Here is a 15,073-nt window from a genome sequence, read left to right on the forward strand (position 1 = left end):
CGGCGATAGCGGAGCTCAGGGCAGGTCGGCGGCGAGCAGGCGGATGACCTCGGCGTGGAGGCGGCCGTTGGTGGCGACGGCGGAATCACCGAGGCGCGGGTTGCCGTCCCACTGGCTGAAGCCGCCGCCGGCCTCGCGGACGATGGGCTGGAGGGCGGCAGCGTCCCAGGTGCTCATGTCGGGGTCGAGCATGACTTCGGCGCGGCCGGTGGCGACGAGGAGATACCCGTAGCAATCGCCCCAGGCGCGGGCGAGCCCGCATCGTTCGACGAGGGCCGCGTAGCCGCGCGGCCGGCGGGCCGCGGTGCGGGCGAACGACGTCATGGTGAGCGTGGCGTCCTCGAGGCGGTCGACGGCGGAGACGCGGCAGGGCTCGCCGTTGAGGCGCGCGCCGCGGCCGAGGGCGGCGGCGACGGTTTCGCCGACGGCGTGACACGCGATGACGCCGATGACCGGCTCGCCGTCCTGTTCGAGGGCGACGAGGGTGCCGAAGAGCGGGACGCGGTGGATGAACGACTTCGTGCCGTCGATGGGGTCGACGATCCAGCGGTGGCGGCCGTCGCCGGGCGATTCACCGTACTCCTCACCGAGGACGCCGAAGCCGGGGGTTTCGCGGGCGAAGAACTCGCGCATGGCGATTTCGGCGCGGCGGTCGGCTTCGGTCACGGGGGTGCGGTCGGCCTTCCGTTCGACGTCGAAGCGGCCGGCGTAGATGGGCATGATGACATCGCGCGCGATGTCGGCGGCGCGGAGGGCGACGGCGAGGAGGTCATCGAGCTCGGCCATCAGCGGACGGCGTCTCCTCGGCGGTATTCGGCGGTGAGGTCGTCGAGCCGCTGTTTCAGGTCGGCGGGGAGCGGCGTTTCGGCGGCGGCGAGGGAGTCGGCGAGCTGCTCCGGGCGGCTGGCGCCGATGATCGGCGCGGTGACGGCCGGGTTGGCGAGCACCCAGGCGACCGCCATCTGCGCGAGCGACATGCCAGCTTCGGCAGCGATGGGGCGGAGCGCTTCGACCGTCTGGAACATCCGGTCGTGCCAGTAGCGGTCCTGGTAGATGCGGGCGGCGGTGCCGAGGGTGAAGCGGGAGCCTTCTTCGGGGCCGGCCGCCGGGCTGTGCTTCCCGGTGAGCAGGCCGCCGGCGAGCGGGTTGTAGGGGATGACGCCGATGCCTTCTTCGCGGCAGAGCGGGAGGAGCTCGCGCTCGATTTCGCGGAAGAGGAGGTTGTAGCGCGGCTGGACGGAATCGAAGCGGGCGACGCCGAGGACTTCGCTGCGGCCGATGGCGCGGGCGACCTGGTAGGCGAGGAAGTTCGAGCAGCCGATGTAGCGGACCTTGCCCCAGCGGACGAGGTCATCGAGGGCCTTGAGGGTCTCGTCGATGGGCGTGTCGGGGTCGGGGCCGTGCAGCTGGTAGAGGTCGATGTAATCGGTGCCGAGGCGGCGGAGGGAGGCGTCGACGGCGTCGAGGATGTGTTTGCGGGAGTTGCCGCGGTCCCACGGCGAGGGGCCGACGGGGGCGAAGCACTTGGTGGCGAGGACGATGCGGCTGCGGTTGCCGGTGCGGGCGAGCCAGCGCCCGATGATCTCTTCGGTGCGGCCCTGCGAGCCGGGCGGCGCGCCGAGGGGGTAGACGTCGGCGGTATCGAAAAAGGTGATGCCGCCGTCGAAGGCGCGGTCCATGATGGCGAACGAGGTCGGCTCGTCGCACTGGAAGCCGAAGGTCATGGTGCCGAGGCAGAGGCGGGAAACGTGCAGGCCGGTGCGGCCGAGGCGGGTGTACTGCATGCGGCGATTGTGCCGGAGGCGGCCGCCGGTGTCGCGGGCGCGTCAGTGGCGGGACTGGTCGATGATCTCCTCGGCTGCGCGGATGGCGGCTTCGGTGTCATCGAGCGGGTCGCCGCCGCCGGCCGGCGGGTCGGAGGGGCTGACCGGTTCGATGTAGGTGCAGTAGCGGCAGGAGGCCGAGGAGCCGACGAGGGCGAGCGCGAAGTGGCTGAAGGTGCGGCCGCAATTGGCGACCCGGGCGCGGCGGACGCGGGCGCGGCGCGGCGCGCGGGGCGGCTTCGCCTGTTTCGGTTTGGGGATGCCGCCGGCGATGCCGCCGCCCATGCCCTTCCGCGCCTCCCGCTGCGCGAGGTACGCGTTGAGGAGGTAGACGAAGAAGGGCAGCCCGAGGATCAGGAAGAAAAGCACCGACTGCAGCATGCCCGTAGTGTAGCGGATTTCGGATGCGCTATGCCGTCAGGCGGGCTCGAGATGTCCCTCGTCGCGAAGCTGGAGGAGCGCACCGCGCCAGGCTTCGAGGGTGGCTTCGATGTCGGCCTCCGTGTGCGCGGAGCTGAGCATGCCGCCGGTGCCGAAGAGCTGGACGCCGCGGTTGAGGAGGGCGAGCTGGAGGACCCGGGCGCGCTCGGGGGGCATCGGCGTTTCGAGGAGGCCGGGCGGGAGGTCGCGGCCGTCGGCGTCGCCGGCTTCGGGCACCGCGGAACCGGCGAGGTGAACGCGGAAGGCGGAGGACTGGCCGTAGACGATGCCCGGGATGCCGAGTTCGCAGAGCACGGCGTTCATGCCGCTGCGCAGGCTGGCGGCGAGGCTGGCGGCGCGCTGCTGGTGGGCGCCGTCGGCGACTTCGCGCAGGCAGGCGGTGCCGGCGGCGGCCGAGAGCGGGTTGGCGTTGAACGTGCCCGGGTGGCCGACCTTCTCCGTCCGCGGCCCCGCACCGGGGAACTGGAGGTACTCGAGGAGGTCGCGGCGGCCGGCGACGGCGCCGCCGGGGAATCCGCCGGCGAGGATCTTCGCGAGGGTGACGAGGTCGGGCCGGACGCCTTCGACCTCCTGGACGCCGCCGGGCGCCCAGCGGAAGCCGGTCACGACCTCGTCCATGATGAAGACCGCGCCGGCGCGGGCGCAGCGCTCGGCGAGGCCCTGGAGGAAGCCGCGGGGCAGCGGCACCTGACCGCTCGAAGCGCCAGCGGCTTCGACGATGACGGCGCCGATGTCGTCACGCTCCGCGAGTGCGCGGTCGACGGCATCGAGCGAGGGCGGCAGGACGAGGACGGAATCGAGGGTGGCGGCCGGGATGCCGGGCGGGACGCGGCCCGCGTAGCTGGAGGCAGGGACGACGTAATCGTGCCAGCCGTGGAAGTGGCGTTCGAACTTGATGACGGCGGGCTTGCCGGTGGCGGCCCGGGCGAGGCGGAGGGCCATCAGCGTCGCTTCGGTGCCGGAGGAGGTGAAGCGGACGACCTCAGCAGCAGGCACCAGGCGCACGACCTCTTCGGCCCAGGCGATTTCGAGCTCGTGGCTGGCGCCGTAGTGGGTGCCGCGGGTGAGCTGCGCCTGCGCGGCAGCGGTGACAGCCGGGTGGTTGTGGCCGAGGAGGACGGCGCCGTGCCCGACGACGTAGTCGATGTAGCGGTGGCCATCGACGTCCCACTTCGCCGCGCCGTCGGCACGGTCGGCGTAAATGGGGAAGGGGCGGAGGTAGCGGCTGTCGTGGGTGACGCCGCTGGGGAGGACCCGGGCGGCGCGTTCGTAAAGGGCGCGGGAGCCGGGGTGACGGTCGACGTACTCCTGTTCGATGGCCATGACGAGGGCGATGATACCGCCTTTTCTCGATGCTGCCGGGAGCGTAGATTGGCGATGCGGCATGGCGGACCAGTCGATTCTTCAGCCCGGCAATTTGCTGATGGTGCAGGAGCGGGAGCGGTACCTCGCGGGCCTGTTCCGGCGGGTCGGCTGGCAGTCGCTCGCGGAGCTGCGGGCGTTCGAAGCCGGGTGTTCGACGGGGTACAACCTGCGGATGCTGGTGCAGTGGGGCGCAAAGCCGGCGAACGTAGCGGGCCAGGACCTCGACCCGGGGGCGGTGGCCTACTGCCGGGCGCACGCGAGCGATATCCGCGTGCACGAGGGGAGCGCCGAGCGGATCCCGGAGCCGGACCGGGCGTTCGACCTCGCGCTGGCGTTCACGCTGTTCAGCTCGGTGCCGGACGAGGACGTGGCGCAGCGGATCGCGGCCGAGCTGGTCCGGATCACGCGGCCGGGCGGGCTGATCCTCGTGTACGACATGCGGCGGCGGAACCCGGCGAACCCGAACGTGCACCCGGTCCTCGAAGATGACGTGCGGCGGTGGTTCCCGCGGTGCCCGATGCGGACGAAGACGCTGACGCTGGCGCCGCCGATCGCGCGGCGCATCGGACGGTTCGCGCCGTGGCTGTACGGGCCGCTGGCGGCGGTGCCGGTGCTGCGGACGCACGCCCTGTACGTGCTGCGGCGGCCGGGGCAGGTGGATGTGTTCCGCGGGCGAGCGGGGCAGGAATCGTAAACGTCCCCGGATAGACAGGCGGTTGCGGATTCCGGCAGAGTGGAGGGGCGGCGCACTGCGGCCATGCCCGGGACCGTTCGATACTCGCTATGGTAGTCTAGGAGGACGCTATGGCTCAGTGGGACGTCGCAGTCATCGGGGGCGGGCCCGGCGGGTACGTGGCAGCGATCCGCGCGGCGCAGCTGGGCCTGAAGACGGCGGTCTTCGAAAAGGAGCGGGTCGGCGGGCTCTGCCTCAACTGGGGCTGCATCCCGAGCAAGGCGCTCTTGAAGAACGCGGACGTGGTGAACGCGGTGCGGGAGGGCGCGGCGTGGGGGCTTATCGGGGCGGAAGGGGTCCGGTTCGACTACGGCGCCGCGGTGGACCGGAGCCGGCGGGTCGTCGACCAGATCGTCGGCGGCGTCGAAGGGCTGCTGCGGGACAACGGCGTTGAGCTCATCGCCGCAGAGGCGCGGCTGACCGGGACGCGGACGGTCTCCGTGGGCGGAGCGGAGCACCGGGCGGCGAACGTCATCATTGCGACGGGGGCCGCGCCGCGGGTGCTGCCGGGGCTGGAGCCAGACGGCGAGACGGTCATCACGAGCCGTGAGGCGCTGGCGCGGCGGGATGCGCCGCACCGGGCGGCCATCATCGGCGCGGGGCCGGTCGGGGTGGAGTTCGCGCACCTGTGGGCGAGCTACGGCAGCGAAGTGACGCTCATCGAGCTGATGGAGACGCTGCTGCCGCTCGAGGACCCGGAGATCGGCCGGCTGCTGAAGCGGAGCTTCGAGGCGCGCGGCATTCGGTGCCTGGTCGGAACGCGGGTCGCCGGCATCGAGCGGACTTCGGCGGGCGCGCTGGTGCGGACGCAGGCGGAAGGGAGCGCATCGGCGATCGAGGCGGAGATCGTGCTGGTCGCGGTCGGGTTCACGCCGCGGACGGAGGGACTGGGGCTCGAGGCGGCGGGAGTGCGCACGACCCGCGGGTTCATCGACATCGACGGCCGGATGGCGACGAACGTCCCGGGGGTGTACGCGGTCGGCGACGTGACCGGCAAGCTGATGCTGGCGCATGTGGCGTCGCAGCAGGGCGTCCTCGCGGCGGAGGCGATTGCGGGCCTGCAGCGCCCGGAGCCGGATTACGTTCAGATGCCGCGCGCGACCTTCTGTCAGCCCCAGGCGGGCTCGATCGGGTACACGGAGGCGGGCGCGCGGCAGGCAGGCTTCGAGGTGAAGACCGGCCGGTTCCCGCTGACGGCGCTGGGAAAGGCGGTGGCAGCGGGGCACACGGAGGGGTTCGTAAAGGTCGTCGTCGATGCGGCGACGGGCCAGGTGCTTGGCATCCACATGGTCGGCCACGACATCAACGACCTGCTCGGCGAAGCGACGATGGTAGCGATGCTGGAAGCGACGACTGCCGAGCTGGGATTTGCGGTGCACGCGCATCCGACGCTGCCGGAAGCGCTGAAGGAGGCCGCGCTGGCGGCCGATGGCGAGGCGATCCACATCGCGAAGCGGCGGGCTGCGCCGCGGGAAGGAGCCGTGACAGCATGACGACCGACGTGCAGAGCGCGCTGATGCGCGAGCTGGGAGCGGAGCGGCTGGGGATGTTCCTCTACCAGATGGTGCTCATCCGGCATTTCGAAGAGAAGTGCGGCGAGCTGTACACGAAGGGGAAGATCCGCGGGTTCCTGCACCTCTACACGGGGCAGGAGGCGTGCGCGGTGGGCTCCATCAACTGCCTCGAGGACCGCGACAAGATCCTGACGCACTACCGCGACCACGGCCACGCGCTGGCGAGGGGGGTGGACCCGAACCGGGTGATGGCCGAGCTGTACGGCAAGGCGACGGGCGTCGCTGGGGGACGCGGCGGCTCGATGCACCTGTACGACGTGGAGAAAGGGTTCCTCGGCGGGTATGCGATCGTGGCGGCCCACCTGCCGCTGGCGGTCGGGCTCGGCGTCGCGGCGCAGATGAAGCGCGAAGACTTCGTTACGCTCTGCATCTTCGGCGACGGGAGCGTGGGCGAAGGCGAATTCCACGAGGCGCTGAACATGGCCGTGCTCTGGAACACGCCGACGATTTTCTTCTGCGAGAACAACCTGTACGGGATGGGCGTGCCATTCAAGGCGTCGCTCTCGACGGAGATCCCGAAGCTGGCGGCGGCGTACAACATGCCGGCGGTCTCGGTCGACGGGATGGACGTGCTGGCGGTGTATGCGGCCACCCGGGAGGCGGTCGCGCATGCGCGGGCGGGCAAGGGGCCCTACTTCATCGAAGCGATGACGTACCGCTACCGCGGGCATTCGATGGCTGACCCCGAGCTGTACCGCCTGAAGGAGGAGATCGAGGAAGCGAAGCAGCGGGACTGCATCGAGCGGCTGAAGCGGCAGATGATGGAGGCCGGGATGCTCGACGAACAGGGCTTCGCGGAGATCGACGCGCGGGCGACGGCAGTCGTCGATGAGGCGGTGGAGTTTTCGGAACGGAGCCCGCAGCCGGCGCTGGATACGCTCTTCGACCACCTCTACAAGGAGTAGACGATGGCCATCATGCGGATGCGGGACGCGCTCCGGGAAGCGCTGCGCGAGGAGATGCTCCGGGACGAGCGGATCTTCCTGATGGGCGAGGACATCGGGCTGTACGGCGGTTCGTACGCGGTGACGAAGGGGCTGCTGGAAGAGTTCGGCGAGGAGCGGGTGCGGGATACGCCGATCGCGGAATCGGCCATCGTCGGCATCGGGATCGGTGCGGCGATGGGCGGGCTGCACCCGATGGTCGAGATCATGACGATCAACTTCAGCTTCCTCGCGCTGGACCAGATCGTGAACAACGCGGCGAAGCTGCTCCACATGTCGAACGGGCAGATCACCGTGCCGCTCGTGATCCGGATGGCGAGCGGGGGCGGTTCGCAGCTGGCGGCGACGCACAGCCACAGCCTCGAGGGTCTCTACGCGCACTTCCCGGGCCTCAAGGTGGTCTGTCCCTCGACGCCGGCCGATGGGAAGGGCTTGCTCAAGCGGGCATTTCGCGACCAGAACACGGTCATCTTCATCGAACACACGGCGAACTACGGCCTCCGCGGCGAGGTGCCGGACGATCCCGATTTCCTGGTCGAATTCGGGGTGGCCAACGTCGTGCGCGAGGGAACGGACGTGACGATCGTGGGCTACAGCGGGAGCGTCCACCAGGCGATCCGGGCGGCCGAGCTGCTGGAGCAGCAGGAGGAGATCAGTGCGGAGGTCATCGACCTGCGGACGCTGCGGCCGCTGGATATGGACACCGTCATCCGGTCGGTGAAAAAGACGAACCGGGCCGTAATCGTGGAGGATGCGTGGAAGTTCGGCGGGTTCGGCGGCGAACTGGCGGCGCAAATCATGGAGCGGGCCTTCGACTGGCTGGACGCGCCGGTGGCGCGGGTGGCGTGCAAGGATGTGCCGCTTCCCTACAATCGCAACCTGGAGTTCCACGCGCTGCCGTCGGAAGAGGACGTCGTGGAAGCGGTCCTCGGGATGTTCAAGGAGTAGGCCGGTGACGATCGAAGTGACGATGCCGCAGATGGGCGCCGACATGATCGAGGGAACGCTCGTGCGCTGGCTGAAGCAGGTCGGCGACCCGGTGAAGCGGGGCGACGTCATCGCGGAGATCGAGACGGACAAGGCGACGGTCGAGCTCGAGGCGTTCGAATCGGGCACCATCCTGAAGCTCGTCGCGAACGAGGGCGACATCGTGCCGGTCGGCGATGTCATCGCCATCCTCGGGGAACCGAGCGAAGCCGCACCCGAGGTGGAGCGGAAGCCGGTCCCGCCGCCAGCGAAGCGGGAGATCGAGCCCGAAGTGAAGGCGGCAGCGCGGAAACCGGAGCCGGCTCCGGCCGCGGCGGCGCCGGCGGCCGCTGAGCCGGAGGACGGCCGCATCCGGATCAGTCCCGTGGCGCGGAAGATTGCGAAGGAAGCGGGCCTCGACATCCGCGGGCTGCAGGGTTCGGGGCCGGACGGCCGCATCCTGCGGCGGGACGTCGAGGCCGCGATTGCGGCACGGGGCGCGGCCGCAGCGCCGGCGCGGGCGCCGGAGCCTGCCGCCCCGCCAGCTCCGGCGCCCCGGCCCGCACCGGGTCCCGCGGCGGCGGCAGGCGAGGTCGCTGAGCTGGGCAAGATGCGAAAGGCGATTGCGCACCGCATGGCGCTCTCGAAGCAGACGCAGCCGCACTACTACCTGACGCTGGACATCGACATGACGGACGCGCTGGCGTTCCGGGCGCAGCTGAACGCGGGGCTGCCGGAGGGCCAGAAGGTCACGATCAACGACCTGATCGTGAAGGCGTGCGCGATTGCGCTGGAGCGGCACCCGAAATTCAACGCTGCCTACAGCGAAGAGGGCCTGCGGATGCACGAGCGGATCAACATCTGCATCGGCATCGCGCTGGATGAGGGGCTGATTGCGCCGGCCGTGCTCGACTGCCAGGCAAAGTCGCTGGGCCGCATCGCGCAGGAGACGAAGGATCTCATCGAACGGGCGCGGGCCGGGAAGCTGACCGCGGCAGAGTACGGCGAGGGGACGTTCACGATAACGAACCTCGGCGCTTACGGGGTGGAGACGCTCATCGGCATCATCAACCCGCCGCAGGCCGCCATTCTCGGCGTCGGCTCGGTGATGCCGAAACCGGTGGTGCGCGACGGTGAGATCGTCGTACGTCAGGTGATGAAGGTGGCGCTGAGTGCGGACCACCGGGTGACGGACGGGGCGGAAGGCGCCCGGTTCATCACGGAGATCCGGGGCATCCTGGAGCAGCCGGCGACGCTCGCGCTCTAGCGGCCGGGCGGGTCTTCGACGCGGTCGCGCGGGATGCGGATGAGGCCCTCCTGCGCCACGGAGGCGATGCGCAGGCCGCCCGGAGTCCAGATGGAGCCGAAGATGAGGCCGCGCGCGTGGCGGGCGACCGGGCTTTCGCTGGCGTAGAGCACCCAATCGTTGAACGTGACGGGGCCGTGGAACCAGACGGCGTGGTCGAGGCTCGCCGACATGCGGCGGCCCCAGGTGAGACCGTGGGGCCGGGCAGCGGTGGAGAGGAGGGTGCGGTCGCTGGCGTAGGTCAGGACCGCGGCGTGGATGAGCGGGTCATCCGGGAGCTCGCCGTTGGGGCGCATCCATATGCGGCGGCGGGCAGGGAGCCGCTCGCCGGGCAGGTCCGGGTCGACGACGCGGATTTCGATAGGCTGCGAGCGGCGGCGGCGCTCGGCGTCTTCGAGGATTTCGCCGCGGACGTCCTCCCAGTCGGGGAGGCCGTCCGGCGGGGGCGCGCCGGGCATGACGTCCTGGTGGGCGACGCCGTCTTCGGGCCGGGCGAAGGAGGCGGAGAGGTCGAAGATCGCTTCGCCGCCCTGGTAGGCGACCACGTGGCGGGTCGAGAACGTGCGGCCGTCGCGGATGCGGTCGACGACGAAGCGGATGGGGACGTCGTGGGTGCCGCCCTTGAGGAAGTAGGCGTGGAGGGAATGGATGAAGCCGGCGCCGGGTTCGAGGGTGAGGCCGGCGGCCATGACGGACTGGGCCGCGACGTGGCCGCCGAAGAGGCGGCCGGTGCCGGGCCCCGGCTGGCCGAGGAAGAGGTCGCGGTCGAGCCGTTCGAGCTGGAGATTCTGGAGCAGCAGGTCGAGGGCGCGGCTGCGGGTCACGGGAGGTACTCCAGGGGGACGGGTGGATTGGCGAGCGGCCGGGCGGCGATGGCCATGAGGATCATGAGGTTGTCGTCGCCAGCGATGCGGTTTTCGTGGAGGACGCCGCAGGATTTGCAGCGGTGGATGAGCATCCATTCGCCATCGGGGGCGACGAAGACGGCGAGCGGCTCCATCGGGCCGCCGCAGGCGGCCTTGCGGTCGCCCGGGAAATTGTCGACGTGGCGGCTCCAGAGGCACTGGTTGCAGTGGTTGCGCTGGGTGGTGCCGAAGGCGAGGGTTTCGACCGTGCTCCGGCATTTGATGCAGCGAAAGGTCTCGGCATCGGGCATGGGGTTGGGAGTAAAGGTAGCGCCGGCTGCGATTACGGTCAGCGGAGGCGGCGGCCCATGATGTAAAAGGGCCAGCCGCCTGCAGTGAACGTCATCTCGGCGAGGTACTCGAAGCCGAGGCGGTGGTAGAGCTCGTGGGCGCGGCTGTCGGTGCGGGTGCTGAGGACGGCGGTGCGCTCCGGGCGGCCTTCGAGCAGCGCGGTGACGAGCGCGGTGCCGATGCCGCGGCCCTGCGCGGCGGGCGCGACGGCGACTTCGACCACTTCGTAGGCGTCGCTGAGCCATTCGGCGGATTTGCGGGGGCCGAGCCAGCGGGCGACGGCGTCGTGCCACCACTGGCCGTCTTCGCCGCGGTAGCCGTAGGCCATGCCGAGGACGGCGCCCTCCGATTCGGCGACGAGGAAGCGGAAGCCTTTGCGGTGGCGGTGGGTGTCGCGGATGCGGGCGCGGACTTCGCGGCCGCGGTCGAGGTCGCTGTAGGGGGGCTCGGCGAAGGAGTCGCCGTAGACGGCAATGGCCCCCTCGAAGAGGGGGCCAGCCGGTTCGATGTCGCGGATGCGGAGGTCGGTGGCGGTCACCTTAGCCACGGTACTGGGTTTTGCCGCCGACGCGGTCTTTGTTGAGCCGCTTGTTGAGGTGGAGGCCTTCGAGGATGAATTCGAGCGCGGCGGCGGTCTCGGCATCGCTGCGGCTGCCGCCGAGCTTGTCGATGGCGGGCATGAGGCCTTCGATCTGGCGGGCGATGGCGGCGTGCTCGCGGGACGGGACCATATCGCCGACTTCGACGGCGACGCCGGCCTTGAAGCGGTTCACGACGGGCTCGAGTTCGCCGAGGTTGAAGGAGCGGTTGAAGACGGCGACGACGGCGCCCTGGATGAGCTTCTCGATGATCTGGTCTTCGCGGCCGTCCTCGACGGTTTCGAATTCGACTTTGCCGGAAAGGGCGGGGACGACGTAGGGGAGGTCGCTGACGCGCGGGACGACGCGGTCTTCGCCGGTGACGATGGCGCGGCGCAGCGCGTTGGCGAGCATGGATTCGTAGTTGGCGATGGAGGCGCGGACACTGACGCCGGAGCGCTGGTTGATATCCGGGCTGCGGCGCGCGAGGCGGCTGATCTCGGCGATGATCTCCTTCATGTACTGCGGGACGGCGACGTCGAAGTCGGCCGGCACCGGGTGGTGCTCCGCTTCCATGATGTCGATTTCGTACTCGATGCGCGTCGGGTAGTGGGTGCGGACCTGCGCGCCGTAGCGGTCTTTGAGCGGGGTAATGATGCGGCCGCGGTTGGTGTAGTCCTCGGGGTTGGCGGAGGCGACGATGAAGACATCGAGCGGCAGGCGGATGCGGTAGCCGCGAATCTGCACGTCGCGCTCTTCCATGATGTTGAGGAGACCGACCTGGATGCGCTCGGCGAGGTCGGGCAGCTCGTTGATGCAGAAGATGCCGCGGTTGGTGCGGGGGATGAGCCCGTAGTGGATCGTGAGCTCGTCGCTCAGGTAGCGGCCTTCGGCGACTTTGATGGGGTCGACCTCGCCGATGAGGTCGGCGATGGTGATATCGGGGGTGGCGAGCTTTTCGCCGTAGCGCTTGTCGCGCGGGAGCCACTCGAGCTCCGCGTCGTCGCCCTTCTCGGCGAGGATGTCGCGCCCGGCCTGGGTGATGGGTTCGAAGGGGTTTTCGGGGATTTCACAGCCGGCGAGGATGGGGATTTCGTCGTCGAGGAGGGAGACGAGGGAGCGGATGATGCGGGATTTCGCCTGGCCGCGCTCGCCGAGGAAGATGATGTCCTGGCCGGCGAGGATGGCGTTGACGATGTGGGGGATGACGGTTTCTTCGTAGCCGTAGATGCCGGGGAAGAGGGGTTCGCCGCTGCGGATCTTGGCGATGAGGTTCTTGCGCATCTCCTCGCGGACGGGGAGGACGCGGTAGCCGGAGGCGCGCAGTTCGCCAACCGTGCGAGGCCGTTCGAGTGTCGTCACTGGTGTCCCACTCCGAGTTGGTTACCGGCGGAGGCCGGGAGCCGATGGAGGGGCGGCGCCCCGCGGCGCGAGCCCGATCCCGGACACTGCCGAGGAGGCAGTGCGCCCGGAACTTCGAGGGTGCCGGGCCTCTGGCTCGATCATAGGGTGCCCCCCAGGCGTGTCAACCGAGGGTAAGCGGGCTGGCATGGCCCGCCCGGTCACCCCAGCAGGCAGTCGATCTCCGCGAGGCGCTCGGGGGTGTTGGCGTTGAGGAAGCTGCGGAGGTCCGGGTCGACGGGGCGCAGGTCGGCTTCGCCCGGTTCGATGACGCGGAGGCCTTCGCAGGCGGCGACGATGCGGAGGCCGCCGGCGCCGGTCTCGAGCGCGCGGCGGAAGGCGGGGAGGCAGGCGGCGGGGCGGTACACCGCAACGAGCGGCTGGGGAAAGCCGCCGACCAGCGGCCGGACGACATCGGCGGCGGTTTCGCGGGCGATGGCGGCGAGGCGGGCGACCAGCGCGGGGGCGATGAGCGGGGCGTCGCAGGAGCAGGCGAAGGCGAGGTCCGACTCGACGGCGGCGAACCCGGCGGCGAGGCCCGCGAGCGGGCCGAGGCCGGGCAGCTCGTCTTCGACGACTTCGACCGGCAGGGGAACGTCGATGGCCGGCAGCGGCTGGCCCGGGGCCCGGACGATGACGATGCGGTCCACAGCGGGGGCGACCGCACCGGCGACCCACTGGAGGAGCGGGCGGCCGCGGAGCGGGGCCGAGGCTTTGTCGCGGCCGAAGCGTGTGCTGCGGCCGCCGGCGAGGATGACCGCCTCGATGCCGCGGCTCACTGGAGACCGTAGGATGGGAGGGATGTCGCTGCTGGAGGCATTCGGCGCTGGCCCCGGGTCCATGGTGGCCGCCGTCGGCGGCGGGGGCAAGACGAGCCTCGTATTCCGGCTTGCGCTCGAGGCGGAGGCGCGCCGCATCCCGGCGGCGGTGACGACGACGGTGAAGTTCACGCGGCCGGCGGGGCTGCCGATGCCGCCCATCGTCGTGACGCACGCGGACGGGCTGGCGGAACGGTACGCTGAAACGCTGGCTGCCGGCGGCGCGGTCACCCTGGTCAGCGGGGAGGGGGACCGGGGGCGGCTGCTCGGTTTCGCGCCGGGGGTTCTCGACGGGCTGCGGGCGCCGGGCAGGCTGGTGCTGGTGGAGGCAGACGGGTCGGCGCACCGGCCGTTCAAGGCGCCGGCGGCGCACGAGCCTGTCATCCCCGGCGCGGCGACGCACGTGGTGGTCTGCGCGGGACTGCAGGCGCTCGGGCAGCCGCTGGATGAACGGTGGGTGCACCGGCCGGAGCTGGCCGCGCGGCTGTGCGGCCTGCAGCCCGGGCAGGCGCTGACGGCAGAGGCGATGGCGGCGGTGCTGCTCCACCCGGAGGGCGGGAGGAAGGGGGTGCCGGCCGGCGCGCGGCTGATGGCGCTGCTGAACGCGCCGACCGGGTTCGGCGGGGGCGGGGACGCGGCCCGGCTCGCTGACGCACTGGCCGCCGGCGGGTTCGAGGCGGTGGTCATCGCGACCGCCCACCTGGGCATCGTGTACGGGGTGAAACGACATGGGATGGTTTCGGCGCCGGCCGCGCATCACGGATGAGATTTACGGCAACCTGATGACGTCGTTCGGGCGGGTCGTGGACCGGGACCCGCTGGTGAAGCTGCCGGCGGCGGCCCTGGCCGAGCGGGTGGCTGGCGAGTTCGCGGCGATGGTCGAGGAGCTGGACGCGAAGACGTACCGGGGCTCGACGATTTACCACCTGCGGCTGCTCGCGGGCGCGTGGATCATGGCGCGGGAGGGCGCCGTGCCGCGGGCGACGGCGGAGGTGTTCGAAGAGGCGTTCGCGTGGCGGTTCGAGCCGGTGCGGAAGGGGAGCGGGGCGCTCGCCCGGCGGCTGAGCGAGCTGGCGAACGGCACGTTCGAACGCGAGACGCTGCCCTGAGACGGCGCAACACGGGCGAAATGCGCTCGAAATGCGGCGGCAACGGGCGGCTGGCATCCTCGAGATATGGCAGTCGTCCGCTCCATCCGCATCACGATGCCCGACCGGCCGGGGGCGCTCTCGGCGGTCACGACCGCGCTCGCGGCGCACCGGGTCGATATCGTCCGGCTCGATGTGGTATCGCACGAGGGCGAGCTCGTGGTCGACGACCTGCTGCTGGAGGCGGCGACCGCCGAAGACATCGGCGCGGCCATTGGGGGGTTCTGGCCGGAGGTGAGCGTGCGGACGTTCGATGCGCCGGTCGCGGACCCGGCGGTGGAGATGGGCCGGGCGGTTGCGGCGGCGACCGGTGCCCCGACGCGGGTCGATGCAGCGGCGCGCACGGTGAGCGGCATCATTCGCGTGATGCGGGCCGACCGCGCCGCGGTGCTGCGATGCATCGATACGGGCGGGTTCGTACCGGTAGCCGGGCTGCCGGCGACGGCGGTCATCGGCCCGCGCGAGCCGTTCGCGGGCCGGTGGGTGCTGGCGCAGGGGGTCGCGGCGGCGTTCCCCGCGGGCGAGGGCTGGGCGCCGGCGGCGTTCGCGGCCGAGACGCGCGCAGCGTGGGTGGCGCTGGCGCCGCTGGGCGGGACGGATATCGCGGCGGCGTTCCGGTGCACGAACGTGCCGTTCTACCGGGGCGAGCTGGAGCGGCTGGAGGCGCTGGCGATGGCGGTAGCGCCAGCGCTCGGGGCCGGCACTGCGGGCAGGCCGCAGCCGGCGCCCCCCGGGCTCGGCAGCCTGCCGGCGCGCGCCATCACGCTCGGGGCGGCCTGA

17 protein-coding genes are annotated in these 15,073 nt (G+C 71.0%); 8 read left to right on the plus strand and 9 right to left on the minus strand.

Annotated elements, in window-relative coordinates; all coding sequences use genetic code 11:
- Positions 1-15: 15 nt before the first annotated feature.
- From N2041_RS06745 to N2041_RS06760, 4 genes are read right to left on the minus strand one after another with little or no spacing between them, the layout of a single operon-like run.
- Positions 16-786 (minus strand): inositol monophosphatase family protein, encoded by a 771-nt coding sequence (locus N2041_RS06745; protein ID WP_297677082.1) that lies wholly within the window; start codon positions 784-786, stop codon positions 16-18.
- Positions 786-1,784, minus strand: a complete 999-nt coding sequence (locus tag N2041_RS06750; protein ID WP_297677084.1) for an aldo/keto reductase — start codon at positions 1,782-1,784, stop codon at positions 786-788. The genes N2041_RS06745 and N2041_RS06750 overlap by 1 nt, the downstream gene beginning before the upstream one ends.
- 42 nt (positions 1,785-1,826) lie before the next feature.
- Complete coding sequence (locus tag N2041_RS06755) at positions 1,827-2,204, minus strand: hypothetical protein (RefSeq protein ID WP_297677086.1); 378 nt, start codon at positions 2,202-2,204, stop codon at positions 1,827-1,829.
- A 36-nt stretch (positions 2,205-2,240) separates the two neighbouring features.
- Positions 2,241-3,587 (minus strand): aspartate aminotransferase family protein, encoded by a 1,347-nt coding sequence (locus N2041_RS06760; protein WP_297677088.1) that lies wholly within the window; start codon positions 3,585-3,587, stop codon positions 2,241-2,243.
- Positions 3,588-3,648: 61 nt separating this feature from the next.
- On the opposite strand from N2041_RS06760, the gene N2041_RS06765 reads away from it, so the two are divergent.
- From N2041_RS06765 to N2041_RS06785, 5 genes are all read left to right on the plus strand, one after another.
- Positions 3,649-4,323 (plus strand): bifunctional 2-polyprenyl-6-hydroxyphenol methylase/3-demethylubiquinol 3-O-methyltransferase UbiG, encoded by a 675-nt coding sequence (locus N2041_RS06765; RefSeq protein ID WP_297677090.1) that lies wholly within the window; start codon positions 3,649-3,651, stop codon positions 4,321-4,323.
- A gap of 110 nt (positions 4,324-4,433) precedes the next feature.
- A complete protein-coding gene (gene lpdA, locus N2041_RS06770) occupies positions 4,434-5,855 on the plus strand; it encodes a dihydrolipoyl dehydrogenase (RefSeq protein WP_297677092.1) in 1,422 nt (473 codons plus the stop codon).
- Positions 5,852-6,841 carry a pyruvate dehydrogenase (acetyl-transferring) E1 component subunit alpha gene (gene pdhA / locus N2041_RS06775; protein ID WP_297677094.1) on the plus strand — a complete coding sequence of 330 codons (990 nt, stop codon included), beginning with the start codon at positions 5,852-5,854 and terminating at the stop codon, positions 6,839-6,841. Before lpdA ends, pdhA begins: the two co-directional genes overlap by 4 nt.
- 3 nt (positions 6,842-6,844) lie before the next feature.
- Positions 6,845-7,828: an alpha-ketoacid dehydrogenase subunit beta gene (locus N2041_RS06780; RefSeq protein ID WP_297677096.1), complete on the plus strand. Its 984-nt coding sequence runs from the start codon at positions 6,845-6,847 to the stop codon at positions 7,826-7,828.
- Between the two features lie 4 nt (positions 7,829-7,832).
- Entirely contained in the window at positions 7,833-9,113 is a 1,281-nt protein-coding gene (locus tag N2041_RS06785) for a dihydrolipoamide acetyltransferase family protein (RefSeq protein ID WP_297677098.1), read from the plus strand.
- On the opposite strand, the gene N2041_RS06790 is transcribed toward N2041_RS06785, so the two are convergent.
- The 5 genes from N2041_RS06790 to N2041_RS06810 all read right to left on the minus strand — a co-directional run bounded on the left by N2041_RS06790 (position 9,110) and on the right by N2041_RS06810 (position 13,106).
- Entirely contained in the window at positions 9,110-9,976 is an 867-nt protein-coding gene (locus tag N2041_RS06790) for an acyl-CoA thioesterase II (protein ID WP_297677099.1), read from the minus strand. The genes N2041_RS06785 and N2041_RS06790 overlap by 4 nt on opposite strands.
- The gene (locus N2041_RS06795; RefSeq protein WP_270056785.1) at positions 9,973-10,308 is read right to left on the minus strand and encodes an RNHCP domain-containing protein; all 336 of its coding nucleotides are present in this window, start codon (positions 10,306-10,308) and stop codon (positions 9,973-9,975) included. Before N2041_RS06795 ends, N2041_RS06790 begins: the two co-directional genes overlap by 4 nt.
- 38 nt (positions 10,309-10,346) lie before the next feature.
- Positions 10,347-10,886: a GNAT family N-acetyltransferase gene (locus tag N2041_RS06800; protein WP_297677102.1), complete on the minus strand. Its 540-nt coding sequence runs from the start codon at positions 10,884-10,886 to the stop codon at positions 10,347-10,349.
- 1 nt (position 10,887) lies between these two features.
- Positions 10,888-12,288: a hypothetical protein gene (locus tag N2041_RS06805; RefSeq protein ID WP_297677104.1), complete on the minus strand. Its 1,401-nt coding sequence runs from the start codon at positions 12,286-12,288 to the stop codon at positions 10,888-10,890.
- A gap of 200 nt (positions 12,289-12,488) precedes the next feature.
- On the minus strand, positions 12,489-13,106 hold the full coding sequence (locus N2041_RS06810; protein WP_297677106.1) for a molybdenum cofactor guanylyltransferase: 618 nt from the start codon (positions 13,104-13,106) through the stop codon (positions 12,489-12,491).
- A 22-nt stretch (positions 13,107-13,128) separates the two neighbouring features.
- Here N2041_RS06810 and yqeC point away from each other — a divergent pair, with 22 nt between their 5' ends.
- From yqeC to N2041_RS06825, 3 genes are all read left to right on the plus strand, one after another.
- Complete coding sequence (gene yqeC, locus N2041_RS06815) at positions 13,129-13,911, plus strand: selenium cofactor biosynthesis protein YqeC (RefSeq protein ID WP_297677108.1); 783 nt, start codon at positions 13,129-13,131, stop codon at positions 13,909-13,911.
- Positions 13,874-14,254, plus strand: coding sequence for a hypothetical protein (locus N2041_RS06820; protein ID WP_297677110.1), 381 nt, complete (start codon positions 13,874-13,876; stop codon positions 14,252-14,254). The genes yqeC and N2041_RS06820 overlap by 38 nt, the downstream gene beginning before the upstream one ends.
- 66 nt (positions 14,255-14,320) lie before the next feature.
- Complete coding sequence (locus tag N2041_RS06825) at positions 14,321-15,073, plus strand: ACT domain-containing protein (RefSeq protein WP_297677113.1); 753 nt, start codon at positions 14,321-14,323, stop codon at positions 15,071-15,073.

Source organism: Tepidiforma sp. (genome assembly GCF_026419595.1).
Taxonomy (GTDB): Bacteria; Chloroflexota; Dehalococcoidia; order Tepidiformales; family Tepidiformaceae; genus Tepidiforma.